Source organism: Streptomyces sp. MS06 (genome assembly GCF_047200655.1).
Lineage (GTDB): Bacteria > Actinomycetota > Actinomycetes > Streptomycetales > Streptomycetaceae > Streptomyces.
In genome coordinates this window covers 1-17,853 of record NZ_JBJZOJ010000035.1, presented here as the reverse complement: position 1 = coordinate 17,853, position 17,853 = coordinate 1, and the positions used below count along the sequence as shown (strand labels likewise).

Below are 17,853 nucleotides of genomic sequence, written 5' to 3'. Positions count from 1 at the left end.
GTGCGCGCGCGTCCTGCGTTCAGACCGCGGCTCGGAACACGTACGCCGTCATCGGGGCGGTGACCGGCCCCGGGCCCAGCCGGGCCGTCATCTCCTCGATGACGGTGGCCCGGACGGCCGGCCCGCCGCCGCGCTCCTCAACCGCAGCGCGCACCGGTGTCCCGGTGAGGTACCCGGTGGCGAGGTCGGCGGTCGACTCGGCCCGGCCCTGAAGCGTCAGTTCCTGCTCGTCCTCGACGGCGAACCCGGCGGCCGCCAGATCTGCGGTCACGACGGCGGGGTCGGCGCAGCCGTGCGGAACCGCCCGGAGGAACCGTGGCGGATCGAGCGGAAAGGCCCGCTCCAGCCCGGCCTGCAGGGCGGCTTCGAAGGCGTGCGTCCCGAGCGGGCCCCAGGTGCTGAACAGGAACCGGCCGCCCGGGGCCAGCACCCGGCGTACCTCGGTGAAGGCCTCGATGCGGTCGGGAAAGAACATCACGCCGAACTGGCAGACGGCCAGGTCGAAACCTCCGTCCGGGAACGGCAGCCGCTGCGCGTCGGCCTGCCGCCACACCGCGCCCGGGGCCCGGGTCGACCCGAAAGCGACCATGGCCTCGTTCAGGTCGGTGGCCGTCACCTCCGCCGATGGTGCCGCCGCGAGCAGCTTCTCCGTCAACACGCCCGTTCCCCCGGCGAGTTCGAGGATTCGCCGCGGACGGAGTGCAGCCGCCCGGGTGGTCAGGTCCTCGGCGAAGGGCCGGAAGACCACCGGCACGAGGTACTGCTCATAGGCCGCCGACATGGATTCGGGCCACCGCCGGTCGGCATCGCTCCCTGTCACCCTCATGACGGTAGCGCCGCGTCGGGAAACCTCTTCCGTGCCGCGCCGCCACGCACCCCGGAGCCCGACCCACCCGGCACGGCGGCAGGGCACGCGTTCTCCGACACGGCACCGGGCCCTGTCCGGACTGCGCGCCTCGCTGCACCCCCACCGCGGCCTCAGCCGCGCTCTCCGGATCCGGCCTCGGCCCGAGAGCAGGCTGTGACGGCCGGCCCCGCAGACCGGGCCGACCGGCATCCGACGGGTCAGCGGCGCCACCGACCTATCAGCCCGTCGGCCCAGCGGCGGCGTTGCGGAGCGCCCGCCGGGGAAGGTCTTCCGGCATGAGATTCCTGGTACGCGAGCGGCTGCTCGGCTTCGGCGAGGACTACTGGATCGAGGACGACCGCGGCGAGAAGGTGTTCCTCGTCGACGGCAAGGCGATGCGGCTGCGGGACACCTTCGAGCTGAAGGACAGGCAGGGGCGGGTGCTCGTCGACATCCACGAGAAGATGCTCTCCCTGCGGGACACGATGGTGATCGAGCGGGACGACGAGCCGCTGGCCACCATCCGCCGCAAGCGGCTGTCGCTGCTGCGCAACCACTACCGGGTGTCCCTGGTGGACGGCACCGACCTCGACGTCAGCGGCAAGATCTTCGACCGGGAGTTCGCCGTCGAGTACGACGGCGAACTCCTCGCCGTGGTCTCCCGCCGGTGGCTGCACGTGCGGGACACCTACGGGGTGGACGTGGTGCGCGAGGACGCGGACCCGGCGCTGCTGATCGCCGTGGCGGTGTGCGTGATCCACCTGGCGGAGAAGGAACGGGAGGACGACTGACGACGGCGACCGGGCCGGGGGCGGCCCGCCGGCCCGCGGGGGCAGTTGCCGAGGGCCCGGCGGAGGTCAGCGGCGCGGGGGCGGGAGGCCCAGCGCCCGGTCCTTCAGTGCCGGGAACTCCTCCCGGGTCACCGCGACCCTGCCGGGATCGAAGTCGACGGTGAGCACCTGCTCGCCCGGTCCGGCCTCGGCCAGCACCTCGCCCCACGGATCGACCACGATCGAGTGACCGGCCTGGGGAACCCCCGCGTGCGTCCCGGCCGTTCCACAGGCGAGCACGAACGCCTGGTTCTCCACCGCCCGCGCCCGGGCCAGCAGCGTCCAGTGCGCGCGGCGGCGCTCCGGCCAGCCCGCCGGAATCACCAGCGTCTCGGCGCCCGCGTCGACGAGGCCGCGGAAGAGTTCGGGGAACCGGAGGTCGTAGCAGGTCGCCAGACCCGCGGTGGTCCACGGCAGACGGGCCGTCACCAGCTCGCTCCCGGCGCCCATCAGCACCGCCTCGCCCTTGTCGAAGCCGAAACGGTGGATCTTGCGATAGGCGGCCGCCAGCTCACCGGAGGGAGAGACGAGGAGGGAGGTGTTGTAGAGCTGCCCATCGCCCGGCCCTGCGGCCGGCCCGCCGGTCGAGCCGTCGGTCGAGCCGTCGGCCGACGCGGCCCGCTCCGGGATCGACCCGGCGTGCAGCCACACGCCCGCGTCACTCGCGGCCTTGGCCATCGCCTCGAAGGTCGGCCCCTGCAAGGGCTCCGCCTGCGTGGCGAAATCCCGGTAGGCGAAGGCGCCGGTGGTCCACAACTCGGGCAGAACGACCAGGTCGGCGGCTCCGGCCTGCTCCCGCACCAGCGAGGCCGCGCGCTGCCGCCGGGATTCCACCGTTTCGCCCTCGCTTACGGCGATCTGGAGCAGAGAGGCGCGCACACTACCACCGTCCTGGAGTTCGAGCCGTACACAAAGGCCTACCCTTGGGCGTCCCCACCTGTGCGCCCACGCCCTACGATCGTCACACGAAAGCACTGCCGGGGTGCCTTCAAGCAGCGTAACTTAACGTTTCAAGACACCCGCCGCAGTGCAGCCACCTCCCGCTGGCAAACCCGCCATCACCTGCCCGTGTACCGACCGCCGAGGGGTCCCGTTCCCGTGAGTCTGCATCCCACCCTCCAGCCCTACGCCGACGCCTGGACCCACTCCATCGAAGCGATATCCGAACTGGTGCAGCCGCTGGCGGAGGCGGAGTGGAACCGCCGCACCCCCTGCCCGGGCTGGTCGGTACGCGATGTCGTCTCCCACGTCATCGGGCTGGACAGCGAGATGCTCGGCGACCCGCGGCCCATCCACACCCTGCCCCGCGACCTCTACCACGTCACCAACGACCACCAGCGCTACACGGAGATGCAGGTCGACGTACGCCGCCACCACACGGCGCCGGAGATGACCTCCGAGCTGGAGTACTCGATCATCCGCCGCAACCGCCAGCTCCGGAACGAGTCCCGCGACCCGAGCACGAAGGTGCGCGGGCCGCTCGGCACCGAGTTCACCCTCGAGGAGGCCATGCGCACCCACGCCTTCGACGTGTGGGTGCACGAGCAGGACCTGCGCACCGCCCTCGGCCGGCCCGGCGACCTCGACTCCCCCGGCGCGCTGGTCGCCCGGGACGTGCTGCTCTCCTTGCTGCCCGAGGTCGTCGCCGACCGGGCGAACGCACCCCGCAGCTCGGCGGTCGTCTTCGACGTGCACGGCCCGGTGGAGTTCCTGCGCACGGTCCGCGTCGACATCCAGGGCCGGGGGACGGTCGAGACGGCTCCGGCGCTCGGCCCCGCCGCGACCATCAGCCTCGACTGGGAGAGCTACTTCCGGCTGGCCTGCGGCCGGGTGACGCAGGAGTCCGTGGCGGACCGGATCAAACTGGAGGGGGACGCGGAGCTGACCGCGGCGATCCTGGAGAACTTCACGGTGACTCCCTAGCGGCGCGGCTTCCCGCGGACACGGGCGACGCGGGCGCGCGGGCGCAACTGCCCGCGCCGCCGCCGCGTCACTCCACGCCGCGGCACGTGCGCGTCCCATCCACACCGCGTCACGGTCACCGTGTCACGGTCACCGCGTCACATCCACGCCGCGTCCCCGCCACGCCGCGGCCACGCCCCGGGGCGTACTCCCGTCAGGCGGGCACGTGCACCGTCTCCACCCGGCTGGCCACCAGCCGCTCCCGCTCCCGGCGGGCCGCCCTCCGGCGCAGGCGCAGGATCTGGCCGACGCCCAGGGCCTGGAGCACGAACACCGCGCAGAAGGCGACCGTGTAGTCGCCGCCGGTCGCGTCCAGCAGCACCCCGACCGCGAACAGAGTGGTCATCGACGCGATGAACCCGCCCATGTTGGTGATCCCGGACGCCGTGCCCTGCCGCTCCGGCGGATTGGCGGGCCGCGCGAAGTCGAAGCCGATCATCGAGGCCGGGCCGCAGGCGCCCAGCACCGTGCACAGCACGACCAGCAACCCCATCGGTGCCCGGCCCGCCGGGGCCAGCGCCGACCAGGCGAGAGTGGTCGCCCACAGCAGAGCCGTCGTCCCCACCGTGCCGAGCGCCAGCGGCAGCCGGGCGCCGTGGTGCCGGGCGATGATCTGCCCGTAGACCAGCCCGACCACCATGTTGGAGAGCACCACCAGGGTCAGCAGCTCACCGGCCGTGGCACGGTCCAGTCCCTGCGCCTCGACCAGGAACGGCAGCCCCCACAGCAGCAGGAACACCATCGCCGGGAACTGGGTGGTGAAGTGCACCCACAGCCCCAGTCGCGTCCCCGGCTCCCGCCACGCGGCGGCGATCTGCCCCCGCACGTAGGCGGCACCCCGGTGCGGGACGGGCTCGGGCTCGAACCCCTCGGGGTGGTCCTTGAGGAACAGGAGCAGCAGCACCAGCACCAGCACGCCGGCGAGCGCGCTGCCGCCGAAGGCGGCCGTCCAGCCGAGCCCGTGCAGCAGCCGCGCCAGCACCAGCGTGGAGACCAGGTTGCCCGCCATCCCGACCAGCCCGGCGAACTGCGCCACCAGCGGTCCGCGGCGCACCGGGAACCAGCGGGTGCCCAGCCGCAGCACGCTGATGAACGTCATGGCGTCACCGCAGCCGAGCAGCGCCCGGGAGGCGAGCGCCATGCCGTACGTGGGCGAGAACGCGAAGCCGAGCTGCCCGGCCGTGAACAGCACCACGCCCATGGACAGCACCTTCTTGGTGCCGAACCGGTCGACGAGCAGGCCGACGGGTATCTGCATGCCGGCGTACACCAGCAGTTGGAGGATGGAGAAGGTGGACAGGGCGGAGGCGTTGACGTGGAACCGGTCGGCCGCGTCGAGACCCGCCACTCCCAGGGAGGTGCGGAAGATGACGGCCACGAAGTAGACCGAGACGCCGATGCCCCAGACGGCCACCGCCCGCCGCCCGCCGGGCGGATCCCCGGGCAGCGCCCCGCACGGTGACGTGGAGGAGGAGGTCGGCGCACTCATCGGACCTCGCCCCGCGCCAGGTGGGAGAACCAGCCGACGTGCCGGTGCACGACCGCCACCGCGGCCTCCGCGTCCCCGGAGCGCAGCGCCCCCAGGATCTCCCCGTGCTCGGCGAGCGTCTTGGCGATGCGGTCGGGGTGGGAGTGCATCACCGCGACACCCATCCGCAACTGGCGGTCGCGAAGCTGGTCGTACAGCCGGGACAGGATCTCGTTGCCGCCGCTGCGCACGATCTCGGCGTGGAAGCAGCGGTCGGTGACCGCCGCCGCGGCGAAATCACCGGAGGCGGCCTGCGCCTTCTGCTTCGCCAGCAGTTGCTCCAGCCGCGCGATGAGCCCGGCGGGTGCGGGCACCGCCTTGCGGGCGGCGTGCTCCTCCACCAGCAGCCGGGTCTCGACCACGTCCGCGATCTCCTGCGCGGAGACCGGCAGGACCAGCGCGCCCTTCTTCGGGTAGAGCCTGATCAGCCCCTCGGCCTCCAGCCGCAGCAGCGCTTCCCGCACCGGCGTGCGGGAGACCCCCACCGCTTCGGCGAGTTCGCCCTCGGTGAGCAGCGTGCCGCCCTCGTAACGGCGGTCCAGGACACCCTGCTTGACGTGGGTGTAGACGCGGTCGGCGGCGGGCGGTTGCTTGGCGGCGGGACGGTCGGGGGCAAGCGGGGCGGACGGCATGCCGACAGGATAGATACAACACGTACGCATAAGGGGACCCGTCCGCCATCCGGACGGACCGGCCCTGCGCGACTACTCCCCGTCAGGTGCCGGCGCCACCTCAGCGCACCCCGCACGCCTCCCCGTTGCCGCTGCCGCTGCCGCTGCCGTGACTGGACCTGGCGAACTCGAGGTACGGCACGGCTCACAGCTCCTCGCGGATGGGCTCGATCAAGGTGAGGGAATCCCGGGGAGCGGGCACGGACCGAGGAGGAGGAGCGGGACAACGCGCGCAGGTGGCCGACGGGGTGCCCTACCCGCGGGGATTCGGATTCGGCCTGCCTTGCGCGGTGTCGTCGACGTTCTCCTCGACCCAGGTCCGCAGGAGACGCAACGGCACGGCCGCGCTGCGGCCGAGGGCGGTCAGCTCGTACTCGACGTGCAGGGGTACCGCGGGGTAGACGGTGCGGTCGACGAGCCCGGCGCCCTCCAGGCGTCGCAGGGTCTGGGTGAGCACCTTGGTGCTCACCCCTTGCAGGTGCCGCTGCAGAGCGCCGAACCGCTGCGGGCCGCCCTCCAGGGCTCCGATGGCCAGGGCCGACCACTTGTTGGCCAACAGGTCGAGCATGCCGCGGCAGGGGCACTGGGCCGCGTAGACGTCGTGGCGGCCGTGCTGGCCGGTCCGGCATTCGGTGCTCACGGGAACGCTCCTCAACTGCATGCTTCCCATTGGGAAGTAAGTCCCCTTGATGGTAACCACCTCCCTGCACGTACGGTCACTCGCACTGGATGGACGGCCGATAAGCGGCCTTTCGAGGTATTTGCCATGGAGTTGACGTATGTCTTCGATGCGCGCGGTGGTGCAGCACGCCTTCGGTGGCCCCGACGTTCTGCGGGTGGAGGAGGTGCCCAGGCCCGTGCCGCTGCCGACGGAGGTCCTGGTGCGGGTCCATGCCGCGGGGATCAATCCGGTCGACTGGAAGACCCGGGCCGGCGGCGGCATGGCGGGAGTGCTGGGTGAGCCGCCGTTCACCCTGGGCTGGGACGTCTCCGGGGTCGTGGAGGAAGTCGGCTTCGGTGTGACCACCCTCGGGCCCGGTGACGAGGTGTACGGGATGCCGTGGTTCCCCCGAGCGGCCGGCGGCTACGCCGAGTACGTGACCGCCCCCGCCCGCCAGTTCGCCCGCAAGCCCTCCAGCGTCGGTCACGAGCAGGCCGCAGCCGTACCGCTGGCGGCACTCACCGCCTGGCAGGCCCTGGTGGACACCGCTGGCGTCCGCCCCGGCCAGCGGGTGCTCGTCCATGCCGCCGCCGGAGGCGTCGGACACTTCGCCGTCCAGTTCGCCAAGCACCTGGGCGCCCATGTCACCGGCACCGCCAGCCGCCCCCGCCACGACTGGCTCACCGCACTCGGCGCCGACGAACTCATCGACTACACCGCCGTGCGCTTCGAGGACGCCGCCGAGGACATCGACGTCGTCATCGACCTCGTCGGCGACGCGCACGACAGCACCGGCACCCGCTCGCTCGACGTGCTGCGCCCCGGCGGACTCCTCGTCGCAGTCCCGGCCGGCGTCTCGCCCGAACTCCAGCAGGCGGCCCGGTCCAGGAACCTGCGCACCAGCCCTTTCCTGGTCGAGCCCGACGGCCCGGCCCTGGCCCGCATCGCTCGCCTCATCGACTCGGGAGAGGTGAGTGCGGAGGTGGAGGACGTCCACCCGCTGGAGCAGGCCGCCCGGGCACACACCCGGGGCGAAACCGGCCGCACCCGAGGCAAGCTCGTGCTGCGCGTCTCCTCCTGACCCCGTTCCCTCCGCGCAGGCACCGGCTGCCGGCGGATGACCGGCACGCGCCCGCTCGGGCGGCCGCCGTCGACACGGTCGCGGAACCGGCACACCGGCATCCCCCACCGCCACGGGACCGGAGCCACAAGGGTTTCGGGGCGCGGTCACCCGGCAGGCGCCCGAATCCGCCACCCCCGTCGACCACCTATCCCGCACGACCCTCTTGTCCGCGGCACCCGCCAGCGGGGCGCCGTCGTTCACGGCAGCGCGTGTCGACCGCGACCGGCCGGATCAGCTCGACGGGCTGGTCGCCCGGCCACTCCCGACGTCCGTCGGTGTACGGTCACTCGAGCCGCGTGCCGGCAGTACCGGCCGGATACCGCCGGCCGCCGACCAGCGCCAGGGAGTAGTAGGGGCCTGGGGGTCGACTTCGGCGAGGGACGGACGGACGCCGCACAAGACGTCCATGCCGCGCATGTGGCAACCCCGTCGGCAACGGTGAGTGGCCGTGACACGGTGACAGCGAACATGACTGCCACATAGACACATCTGAACAATCGTCACGAGCTGTATTCGACGGGACGCGCGCCCGAGAGAAGAGACGGGCACCTGTTCATGCCGTTGTGCGGCAAGTGCGATGTTCGCCGACTGATGTTCCCAGGTGATCGGTGCCGGTCGTCCGTGCGCCGAGTGCCGTCGCCGGGCCGTTGCCCGGTGTTGAAAATGCCGGCTGGCCGCGTGGGCACAGGTGCTCCAGTGATCACAGAGCGTCGCAACTCCGTGATCACTGGAACCTGTGCCCGTTCTGCTGCCGGGGACTCCGGCACGCCTGTCGGCGCGACCGCTCAGGCCCAGGTCATGAGCCGCTTTGGCTGCTCCAGTACCGCCGCGATGTCGGCGAGGACCTTGGAGCCCAGCTCCCCGTCGACCAGGCGGTGGTCGAAGCTCAGCGCGAGGGTGGTGACGTGGCGCGGCTTCACCTTGCCCTTGTGGACCCACGGCTGCAGCTTGATGGCGCCGACCGCGAGGATCGCGGACTCGCCCGGGTTGAGAATGGGCGTGCCGGTGTCGACGCCGAAGACGCCGACGTTGGTGATGGTCACCGTGCCGTTCTGCATCGCGGCCGGTGACGTCTTGCCCTCGCGGGCCGTCGACACCAGCTCGCTGAGCGAGTCGGCGAGCTGCGGCAGCGTCTGGGCGTGGGCCTCCTTGATGTTCGGCACGATCAGGCCGCGCGGGGTGGCGGCCGCGATGCCCAGGTTGACGTAGTGCTTGCGCACGATCTCCTGGGCGGCCTCGTCCCAGGAGGCGTTGACGTCCGGGTTGCGCTTGATGGCGACCAGGAACGCCTTGGCGATGAGCAGCAGGGGGTTGACGCGGCGCCCCGCGAACTCCTTGTCCTGCTTGAGCTCCTCCACCAGCTTCATCGTGCGCGTCACGTCGACGGTGACGAACTCGGTGACGTGCGGTGCGGTGAACGCCGAGCCGACCATCGCCGCCGCCGTCGCCTTGCGCACCCCCTTCACCGGGATGCGGGTCTCCCGGGCGGCGTCGAAGGACACCGCCGCGGGGGCCGCCTGCTGCGCGGGTGCCGCCGCGACCGGCGCCGGAGCGGCGGGTGCCTGCGGTGCCGGCTGCTCGGCGGGGGCCTGCGGTGCGGCCGCCGCGTGCACGTCGTCGCGGGTGATGATGCCGTCCGGGCCGGTCGGCACCACCGTCGCGAGGTCGACGCCGAGGTCCTTGGCGAGCTTGCGCACCGGCGGCTTGGCCAGCGGGCGGGACAGCTCGCCGGTCGGAGCCGCGGCGGCCGCCGGGGCCGGTGCGGGTGCGGCCGCCGGGGCGGGGGCGTGGCCGTTGAGCTCCGACTGGAGCGCGGCCGAGGCGGACGGGACCGCCACCTGCGGGCCCTTGCGCGGGCGGCGCTTGGTGGACGAGGCGGCGACGCCGTAGCCCACCAGGACGGGCTGGCGGCCCGAGCCCGCGGACTGCTCCGCCTGCCGCGGCTCCGGGGCGGCCGCGGGGGCCGGTACCGCGGCAGCCGGGACCTCCTGCTGCGGTGCGGCGGCGGCCTCGCCGTCGCCCACCGCCACCGCGATGATCGCGGTGCCCACGTCGACCGTGGTGCCCTCGTCGAAGTGCAGTTCGCGGACCACCCCGTCATAGGGGATGGGCAGCTCCACCGCCGCCTTGGCGGTCTCGACCTCGCACACCACCTGCCCGTCGGTGACCGTGTCGCCGGGCTGGACGTACCACTTGAGGATCTCCGCCTCGGTCAGGCCCTCGCCGACGTCCGGCATCTTGAACTCGCGTACGGACGCTTCCGTCATCGTCGTCACGACCCTCTCCTCAGTACGCCAGAGCGCGGTCGACGGCGTCGAGCACCCTGTCCAGGCCGGGCAGGTACTCCTCCTCCAGGCGGGCCGGCGGGTACGGCGCGTGGTAGCCGCCGACCCTCAGCACCGGGGCCTCCAGGTGGTAGAAGCAGCGCTCCGTGATGCGGGCGGCGATCTCCGCGCCCGAACCGAAGAACACCGGTGCCTCGTGGACCACCACAAGTCGGCGTGTCCTCTCCACCGACGCCTGGATCGCGTCGAAGTCCAGCGGGGACACCGACCGCAGGTCGAGGACCTCCAGGGACCTGCCCTCCTCGGCGGCGGCGTCCGCCACCTCCTGGCACAGCTTCACCATCGGCCCGTAGGCGGCGAGGGTGAGGTCGGTGCCGGAGCGGACCACCTGCGCCCTGTGCAGCGGGCCGGGGATCGCCTCGGTGTTGACCTCGGCCTTGTCCCAGTAGCGCCGCTTCGGCTCGAAGAAGATCACCGGGTCGTCGCTCTGGATGGCCTGCTGCATCATCCAGTAGGCGTCCGCGGCGTTCGACGGCGACACCACCTTCAGGCCCGCGACGTGCGCGAACAGCGACTCGGGGGACTCCGAGTGGTGCTCGACCGCGCCGATGCCGCCGCCGTAGGGGATGCGCACCACGACCGGCAGTTTGACCTTGCCCAGCGAGCGGGCGTGCATCTTCGCGAGCTGCGTGACGATCTGGTCGTACGCCGGGAAGACGAAGCCGTCGAACTGGATCTCGACGACGGGGCGGTAGCCGCGCAGGGCCAGGCCGATCGCGGTGCCGACGATGCCGGACTCCGCGAGCGGGGTGTCGATCACCCGGCTCTCGCCGAAGTCCTTCTGCAGGCCGTCGGTGACGCGGAAGACGCCGCCCAGTTTCCCGACGTCCTCGCCCATGACGAGGACCTTCGGGTCCGCGTCCAGGGCGCGGCGCAGCGACTCGTTGATCGCCTTGGCCAGAGCCATCTTCTCCGCTGCCATGATCAGGCCCCCTCTACGTCCGCGAACGACGCCTGGTAGGCGGCGAACTGGGCGCGCTCCTCGTCGACGAGCGCGTGCCCGTCCGCGTACACGTTCTCGAAGATGGCGAAGTGGTCCGGGTCCGGCATGGCACGGACCGCTTCACGCACTCGCCTTCCCAACGCCTCGGACTCGGTCTCGAGTTCCGCGAAGAATCCCTCGTCCGCGTGGTTTGAGGCCTCCAGGAAGCGGCGCAGGCGCAGGATCGGGTCCTTCGCCTCCCAGGCCGCCCGCTCGTCGTCGTGGCGGTAGCGGGTGGGGTCGTCGGAGGTGGTGTGGGCGCCCATGCGGTACGTCCAGGCCTCGATCAGCGCCGGGCCCTCGCCGCGGCGGGCCCGCTCCAGCGCCCAGCGGGTGACCGCCAGGGACGCCAGGACGTCGTTGCCGTCCACGCGGACGCCGGGGAAGCCGAAGCCCTGGGCGCGCTGGTACAGCGGCACGCGGGTCTGCTTCTCGTTGGACTCCGAGATAGCCCACTGGTTGTTCTGGCAGAAGAACACCACCGGGGCGTTGTAGACCGCGGCGAAGTTGAACGCCTCGCTGACGTCGCCCTGGCTGGACGCGCCGTCGCCGAAGTAGGCGATGACGCCGCTGTCCGCGCCGTCCTTGGCCACGCCCATGGCGTACCCGGTGGCGTGCAGCGCCTGGGAGCCGATGACGATCGTGTACAGGTGGAAGTTGTTGCTGTTGGGGTCCCAGCCGCCGTTGTTCACGCCGCGGAACATGCCCAGCAGGTTGGCCGGGTCGACGCCTCGGCACCAGGCCACGCCGTGCTCGCGGTAGGTGGGGAAGACGTAGTCGTCCTCCCTGGTGGCCCGGCCGGAGCCGATCTGCGCGGCCTCCTGGCCGAGCAGCGAGGCCCACAGACCCAGCTCGCCCTGGCGCTGCAGCGCGGTCGCCTCGGCGTCGAAGCGCCGGGTGAGCACCATGTCGCGGTACAGGCCGCGGAGCTCCTCCGGGGTGATGCCGTCGACGAAGGCGTCGTACTCGGCGTGCTTGACGCGCTTGCCCTCGGGCGTCAGCAGCTGCACGAGCTCCGGCTCGGTGCTGCCCGCCTTGCTCCGGGAAGCGCCCTTCTTGGCGGCGCCGGTGGCGCCCTTGGTGCCGGCGGCCTTCGCGCCGGTGGTCCCGGCCTTGCTTCCGGCGCTGCGTCGCGGCTGGCGCGCGGCAGTGCTCTCCACGGTCACGTGTGCTCCTCCGTCGGTCCGGCCCCCGGGGTTGCCGGTGGGCCAGTGCGGCTCACCTGTTTCCGACCACCGGGCACGGGGTGGGTGCCACTCGGCCGGGAACAGGCGGGACAGGTGCCCCGGCGAGCGCCCTGCAACAATCACGGTACCCAGTGCTCCACATTTCTGTGAAACCCCTCCTGACCTGCGATTTTGCTTGGATTTCCAAGTAAATCGGTCAGCGCGGGAAGCATGCTGGTCACAGCCTTGCAGGAGGCCGGAGCTACGGCACGTTATCCCGGCCACCCAGGTCACGGGAAGGGTTTGCGGGCGGAGACCGGGTCCGCGCGCCGCATCGGGCAAATCACCCCAAGTGATCCAGGCGGCCGTGCGGGCGCCCCGACCTGCCCGAACGGCCCGGACGCCGCACCAGGCGACGGTCCGCGCCGAAATCGCCGGCAGGGGATCTCGCGCCGCCGGAAACGGAGCGGACTACGGGAACGGCACTACGGGAGGCACTTCGCGCACTTTCTGTGACCGGTTATGACTGCCTGTGACAACGCCCAGTTCAGGGGCGGGCGCAGTGCCCTAGCATCGGGCGCGTGCCGCGACAGTGTGTACCACCCCCTGCATCTCACGCGCCCCCGTTAGGTGCCCTTCTCCGCCGGTACACCGCCGGTTCCGCGCTCACCTGCGAACCGGTCGACCAGGGGCTGCTGAACCGCGGCTACCGCCTCCGCACGACCCGCGGCCGCTACTTCCTCAAGCACCATTTCGACCCCGACACCGCCGACCCGGCCGCGATCGAGCGCCGCAACCGCGCCACCCAGCGGCTCGCCGAGCTCGGAGTCCCGGTCGTCCCGCCGCTGGCCGGCCGCGACGGCCGCACCGTCGCCGTCATCGGCGGCCACGCCTACGCCCTCCATCCGTGGATCGACGGCCGCCACCGCCACGGCGGACAGCTCACCCGGGGGGAGTGCGCCCACCTGGGCGCCCTGCTGGGCGCCGTGCACGCCTGCCTGGAACGCGTGATGCCGCCCAAGGGGCGCGCCCGCCCTGCCGTAAGCCCCCATCCCGTGGAGAGCGCCGACCCGGCCGACACCCAGGCGCTCATCGACGACCTGCTCGCCCGGGTGCGCCGCCACCGCCCCGCCGACGCCTTCGACGACCTGGCCCGGCACCGGCTGCTGGAGCGCCGCGCGCTGCTGGAACGGCACGCGGACCGGCGCCCGCCGCGCGGAGGGCCGGTCGGCTGGGTGCACGGCGACTTCCACCCGTTCAACCTGCTCTACCGCGACGACGCCCCCGCCGCCATCGTCGACTGGGACCGCCTGGGCGTGCAGCCCCGCGCCGAGGAGGCGGTACGGGGCGCAGCGATCTTCTTCGTACGCCCCTCGGGGACGCTGGACCTGCCGAAGGTACGGGCGTACGCCCGCGCGTACCGGCGCGCGGCCGGCGCCGCACCCGCGGAGCTCGCCGCGGCCGTGCACCGCGTGTGGTGGGAACGGCTGAACGACTTCTGGATGCTGCGCTGGCACTACGAGCGCGGCGACACCCGCGCGGACTGCCAGTTCCCGGCCGCCTCGGCGCTGGCGGTGTGGTGGACCCGCGAGTACGACGCGGTGTGCGGGGCGTTCACGGCCTGAGCGCCCCGCACTTCCCGCGCACGGAGGTGCGGGACGCGGCAGAAGCTGCGGCGCCGACCGCCCCGCACAGCCGGAGCGGGCGGAAGCGGGCGGGAGCGCGTCAGGGCGTCGGCGTCGCCGTCGGGCCGCCGTTGCCCGCGTCGCCGCCACCACCGCCGCTCGTCGGCTCGCCGGTGCCCGACGGCTGCGGCTGCGACGGCGACGACTCACCCGACGGGGCTCCGGTGTCGCTCGGCTGACCGGTCGGCGCGTCGCTCGGCTGGTCCGTGGGGGTCGGGGACGGGCTGTACGACGGCGTGTACGAGGGGCTGGGGTACGTGCCGGAGCCCGAACCCGACGTGGTGTCCGTCGACCGGTCCGTCTGCTGCTCGCTCGGCTGCTCGCTCGGCTGCTCGCTCGGGGATTCCGTGGTCTGGGACGGCGTGGCCGAAGGCGAGGTCGTGGTGCCCGGACCACTGCCGCCGGGCGAGCGGGCGTTGTTCAGCGCCAGCGCCACACCCGCCGCGACGGCGATCACCGCGAGGACGGCCAGCAGCCACAGCTTGCCCCGGCCGCCGCCCTGGTTGCCGTGCCCCTCGAAGCCGCCGTCGTCGCCGCCCCCGTAGCCGGCCGGCAGGATCGGCTGCGGGATCTGCGTGGTGCCGGAAGCGTCGTGCGGATGCGGCAGCACCTGGGTGCCGGCGAAACCCGCGGCCGCCGCGGGCCGCACCTCGTGTGCGACCGGGCCGGTGTTCCAGGTGCCGCTGTGCCCGCCCGCCTCGTAGAGCATCTGGAGCGCGTACTGGACGAGGCCGCGCATCTCCTCGGCCGTCTGGAAGCGGTCGTCCGGCTCCTTTGCCAGTGAACGCATCACCAGCCCGTCCAGTTCCGGCGGACAGGCACCGGCCGCATGGGACGGGGGCGTCGGGATGTCCTGCACATGCTGGTACACCACAGACAGCGGCGTCTCCCCCGTGAAGGGGGGCCGCAACGCCAGGAGTTCGTACAGCAGGCAGCCCGTCGCGTACAGGTCGGAACGGTGGTCGACGGCCTTGCCGAGCGCCTGCTCCGGGGAGAGGTACTGCGGGGTGCCCATCACCATGCCGGTCTGGGTCATCGTGGTGGACGCCCCGTGCAGGGCGCGGGCGATGCCGAAGTCCATCACCTTCACCGCACCGTTGTGGGTGATGATGACGTTCGCGGGCTTGATGTCGCGGTGCACGATCCCGTGCTGGTGCGAGTAGGCCAGCGCCTCCAGGACACCCGACACGATGATCAGCGCCTGCTCCGGCCCGGGCGCCTCCGCGTTCAGCAGCAGATCGCGGATCGTACGGCCCTCGACCAGCTCCATCACGATGTACGGCACGCTCTGACCGCCCACCACGTCCTCGCCCGAGTCGTACACGGCGACGATCGCATGATGGTTCAGCCCGGCCACCGACTGGGCCTCGCGGGTGAAACGGGCCTTGGACACCGGGTCCTCGGCGAGGTCGGAGCGCAGAAGCTTCACCGCGACGGTGCGCCCGAGGCGCACGTCCTCGGCGGCGAACACCTCCGCCATGCCACCCCGGCCGAGCCGGCGGGTCAGCCGGTACCGGCCGTCCCCGACGAGCCCGCCGTTGCCCCACGACTCCGGCGCGTCCGACGTACCGCCGCCGGTGGCCTCCGGATCGGACGGGCCCGGAGCGCGCTGCTGCTGTGCCATCAGTCCTCGCCGTCGTTTCTGCCCGCGGTGCGCGCGGTGTTGTCACGGTCTCCGTCGGCCACGCTACAGCCTCCGGACAGGCAGCCGACCCGAGACGGATACCGGGTCCGTCACGGTACGGACCTGCCCGCCGACCGCCGGGGAAACCCCCGGTGCGCGTGGTCCCACACCGGTCTCCTGCCCGCCGTAACGCTTCCGCGACGCTTCTTTCGCGTACGGTCACGGAACGGGCACCGAACTTGACGTCTCGGGGCCCTGGGGCAGACTTGGCCGGGAATAGCACATTGGATCACATGGATCACCGGCTTCCGCTCACTGTCGCCGGCGCTGATGGGGGACGCAGAACATGAGCCAGGACGGCGGACAAGGCCGGTACGCGGGACGGGCGGTCGCCGCGGGCCGCTACCAACTGCGCGACCTGCTCGGCCAAGGCGGCATGGCGTCGGTTCACCTCGCCTACGACTCCGTGCTCGACCGCCAGGTAGCCGTCAAGACGCTGCACACCGAACTCGGCCGCGAGCAGGCCTTCCGCGAGCGGTTCCGCCGCGAGGCGCAGGCCGTGGCAAAGCTCACCCACACCAACATCGTCTCGGTGTTCGACACCGGTGAGGACGAGGTCGACGGCGCGACGATGCCGTACATCGTCATGGAGTACGTCGAGGGCCGCCCGCTCGGGTCGGTGCTCGACGAGGACGTGCGGCAGTACGGCGCGATGCCCGCCGACAAGGCACTCAAGATCACCGCGGACGTGCTCGCGGCGCTGGAGATCAGCCACGAAATGGGCCTGGTCCACCGCGACATCAAGCCCGGCAACGTGATGACGACCAAGCGCGGCGTCGTGAAGGTGATGGACTTCGGCATCGCCCGCGCCATGCAGTCGGGCGTGACGTCCATGACGCAGACCGGCATGGTCGTCGGCACCCCGCAGTACCTGTCGCCGGAGCAGGCGCTCGGCCGCGCTGTCGACGCCCGGTCCGACCTGTACTCGGTCGGCATCATGCTGTTCCAACTGGTCACCGGCCGGTTGCCGTTCGAGGCCGACTCGCCGCTGGCCATTGCGTACGCGCACGTTCAGGAGGAGCCGCCGGCGCCCTCCTCGATCAACCGGTCCCTGCCGCCGGCCGTGGACGCTCTCGTCGCCCGCGCGCTGAAGAAGAACCCGAACGAGCGGTTCCCGACCGCCGAGTCCATGCGCGACGAGTGCCTGCGGGTCGCCGCTTCCTTCCAGGCCGCCCCGCCGAGCATCGTCGCGGACAACCGGGCGGCCAGCGGTTCCGGCGTGGGCTCCGCGGTGTTCCCGCCGGTCGACCAGGCCGGCCCGCGGACCGCCCCGCCCCAGCAGCACGCCGTCCAGACGCCCTACCAGCCCCACCCGGCACCGAACCCGTACGGCACCCCCGCGCCGCCGCCCGCCCCGGCTCCCGCACCGGCCCCGGCCGCGCCGCAGCCCACCTACGGCTACCCGCAGCAGGGCGGCTACCCCACCCCGGGCCCGGCCGCGTACGGCGCGCAGCAGCACGGCGCGTCCACGCCTCCTCCGTACCACCCCGGCCCGCAGCCCGCGACGGCCGGCAGCAGCGGCGGCGGCAAGGGCAACAAGCCCGTGATCATCGGATCGGTCGCGGTGTCCGCACTCGCCGTGATCGTCCTCGTCGCGGCACTGCTCGCGAACCAGAACGGCAACGACACCCCGCAGGACACCGCCGCCAGCGGGTCCCCGTCGGCGAGGCACATGTCCGGCTACCGCGGACCGGACACCACGCGGACCATCGACACCGGCGACTGCACCGAGCCCCAGGAGGGGTACAACGACCCCGACAAGATCCAGGTCCCGGACTTCCGTTTCAAGTACGTGATGTCCGTCAAGGCCTGCGCGAACGCCGCGGGCTGGACGGTCGACGTCAAGGACGTCGACGAGAACACCTACGGCGACGGCGCCGTCATCAACCAGTACCCGAGCCCGGGCACCGAGGTCGACCCCAAGTACGTCAAGATCCAGCTCGGCGTGTCCACGGGCAACCCGCCCTCCTGACCGACCGGTCCAACCACCCGCGGGCAGGCACCCGCACGCGCTACGGACACCGGGACGCTCACGCCCGGCACGCCGACGTACCCCGGCCCGCGTCCAACGACCACGGTCCTCGCAACTCCCACGGATCGCGGGTGTTGCGAGGACCGTTAGAACCCAAGCCGGCTCGCGTCCGGCGCCGGGTCCTTCCGCATCGGGCGGCTTCCGCTGAGGGCCTGCATGCAGGTACCTCCGCAGGGGGCTGCAGAGGGCTTCCGCAGAGCCGTAGGGCCGCAGAGCCGCAGGGGCACTTCCCGCAGGGCCTAGAGGTAGGGGCCGCCGGAACGGCCGCCCGGATGCTCCTCGTCCTGGCCCTCGTGGTCCGTCCCCCAGGGGAAGGGAAGGAGAACCTGTCCTCTGT

The 17,853-nt window shown here is 72.3% G+C and carries 14 protein-coding genes; 5 read left to right on the top strand and 9 right to left on the bottom strand.

Annotated features, from left to right (window positions below; all coding sequences use genetic code 11):
• Positions 1-19: 19 nt before the first annotated feature.
• Complete coding sequence (locus ACL02U_RS19755; RefSeq protein ID WP_412792175.1) at positions 20-826, bottom strand: class I SAM-dependent methyltransferase; 807 nt, start codon at positions 824-826, stop codon at positions 20-22.
• Between the two features lie 317 nt (positions 827-1,143).
• Between ACL02U_RS19755 and ACL02U_RS19750 the strand changes: the two genes are divergently transcribed.
• Complete coding sequence (locus tag ACL02U_RS19750) at positions 1,144-1,638, top strand: LURP-one-related/scramblase family protein (RefSeq protein ID WP_412792174.1); 495 nt, start codon at positions 1,144-1,146, stop codon at positions 1,636-1,638.
• A gap of 66 nt (positions 1,639-1,704) precedes the next feature.
• Here ACL02U_RS19750 and ACL02U_RS19745 read toward each other — a convergent pair whose 3' ends face one another.
• Positions 1,705-2,556, bottom strand: a complete 852-nt coding sequence (locus ACL02U_RS19745) for a carbon-nitrogen family hydrolase (RefSeq protein ID WP_412792173.1) — start codon at positions 2,554-2,556, stop codon at positions 1,705-1,707.
• A gap of 219 nt (positions 2,557-2,775) precedes the next feature.
• Here ACL02U_RS19745 and ACL02U_RS19740 point away from each other — a divergent pair, with 219 nt between their 5' ends.
• On the top strand, positions 2,776-3,600 hold the full coding sequence (locus ACL02U_RS19740; protein WP_412792172.1) for a maleylpyruvate isomerase family mycothiol-dependent enzyme: 825 nt from the start codon (positions 2,776-2,778) through the stop codon (positions 3,598-3,600).
• 193 nt (positions 3,601-3,793) lie between these two features.
• Here the strand turns inward: ACL02U_RS19740 and ACL02U_RS19735 are convergent, their stop codons facing one another.
• From ACL02U_RS19735 to ACL02U_RS19725, 3 genes are all read right to left on the bottom strand, one after another.
• The gene (locus ACL02U_RS19735) at positions 3,794-5,128 is read right to left on the bottom strand and encodes an MFS transporter (RefSeq protein ID WP_412792171.1); all 1,335 of its coding nucleotides are present in this window, start codon (positions 5,126-5,128) and stop codon (positions 3,794-3,796) included.
• Entirely contained in the window at positions 5,125-5,799 is a 675-nt protein-coding gene (locus ACL02U_RS19730) for a GntR family transcriptional regulator (protein WP_412792170.1), read from the bottom strand. Before ACL02U_RS19730 ends, ACL02U_RS19735 begins: the two co-directional genes overlap by 4 nt.
• 292 nt (positions 5,800-6,091) lie before the next feature.
• Positions 6,092-6,478 carry a winged helix-turn-helix transcriptional regulator gene (locus ACL02U_RS19725; RefSeq protein ID WP_412792169.1) on the bottom strand — a complete coding sequence of 129 codons (387 nt, stop codon included), beginning with the start codon at positions 6,476-6,478 and terminating at the stop codon, positions 6,092-6,094.
• A gap of 148 nt (positions 6,479-6,626) precedes the next feature.
• Between ACL02U_RS19725 and ACL02U_RS19720 the strand changes: the two genes are divergently transcribed.
• Entirely contained in the window at positions 6,627-7,580 is a 954-nt protein-coding gene (locus ACL02U_RS19720; RefSeq protein WP_412792221.1) for an NADP-dependent oxidoreductase, read from the top strand.
• Between the two features lie 827 nt (positions 7,581-8,407).
• On the opposite strand, the gene ACL02U_RS19715 is transcribed toward ACL02U_RS19720, so the two are convergent.
• The 3 genes from ACL02U_RS19715 to pdhA are packed head-to-tail and all read right to left on the bottom strand — an operon-like array spanning position 8,408 to position 12,115.
• Positions 8,408-9,898 carry a dihydrolipoamide acetyltransferase family protein gene (locus ACL02U_RS19715; protein WP_412792168.1) on the bottom strand — a complete coding sequence of 497 codons (1,491 nt, stop codon included), beginning with the start codon at positions 9,896-9,898 and terminating at the stop codon, positions 8,408-8,410.
• Positions 9,899-9,908: 10 nt separating this feature from the next.
• Positions 9,909-10,889, bottom strand: a complete 981-nt coding sequence (locus ACL02U_RS19710) for an alpha-ketoacid dehydrogenase subunit beta (protein WP_412792167.1) — start codon at positions 10,887-10,889, stop codon at positions 9,909-9,911.
• 2 nt (positions 10,890-10,891) lie between these two features.
• Positions 10,892-12,115, bottom strand: a complete 1,224-nt coding sequence (pdhA, locus tag ACL02U_RS19705) for a pyruvate dehydrogenase (acetyl-transferring) E1 component subunit alpha (RefSeq protein ID WP_412792166.1) — start codon at positions 12,113-12,115, stop codon at positions 10,892-10,894.
• A gap of 581 nt (positions 12,116-12,696) precedes the next feature.
• On the opposite strand from pdhA, the gene ACL02U_RS19700 reads away from it, so the two are divergent.
• Positions 12,697-13,740, top strand: coding sequence for a phosphotransferase (locus ACL02U_RS19700; RefSeq protein ID WP_412792165.1), 1,044 nt, complete (start codon positions 12,697-12,699; stop codon positions 13,738-13,740).
• A 100-nt stretch (positions 13,741-13,840) separates the two neighbouring features.
• On the opposite strand, the gene ACL02U_RS19695 is transcribed toward ACL02U_RS19700, so the two are convergent.
• Positions 13,841-15,424: a protein kinase domain-containing protein gene (locus ACL02U_RS19695; protein WP_412792164.1), complete on the bottom strand. Its 1,584-nt coding sequence runs from the start codon at positions 15,422-15,424 to the stop codon at positions 13,841-13,843.
• A 346-nt stretch (positions 15,425-15,770) separates the two neighbouring features.
• Here ACL02U_RS19695 and ACL02U_RS19690 point away from each other — a divergent pair, with 346 nt between their 5' ends.
• Complete coding sequence (locus ACL02U_RS19690; RefSeq protein WP_412792163.1) at positions 15,771-17,456, top strand: protein kinase domain-containing protein; 1,686 nt, start codon at positions 15,771-15,773, stop codon at positions 17,454-17,456.
• Positions 17,457-17,853: the final 397 nt, after the last annotated feature.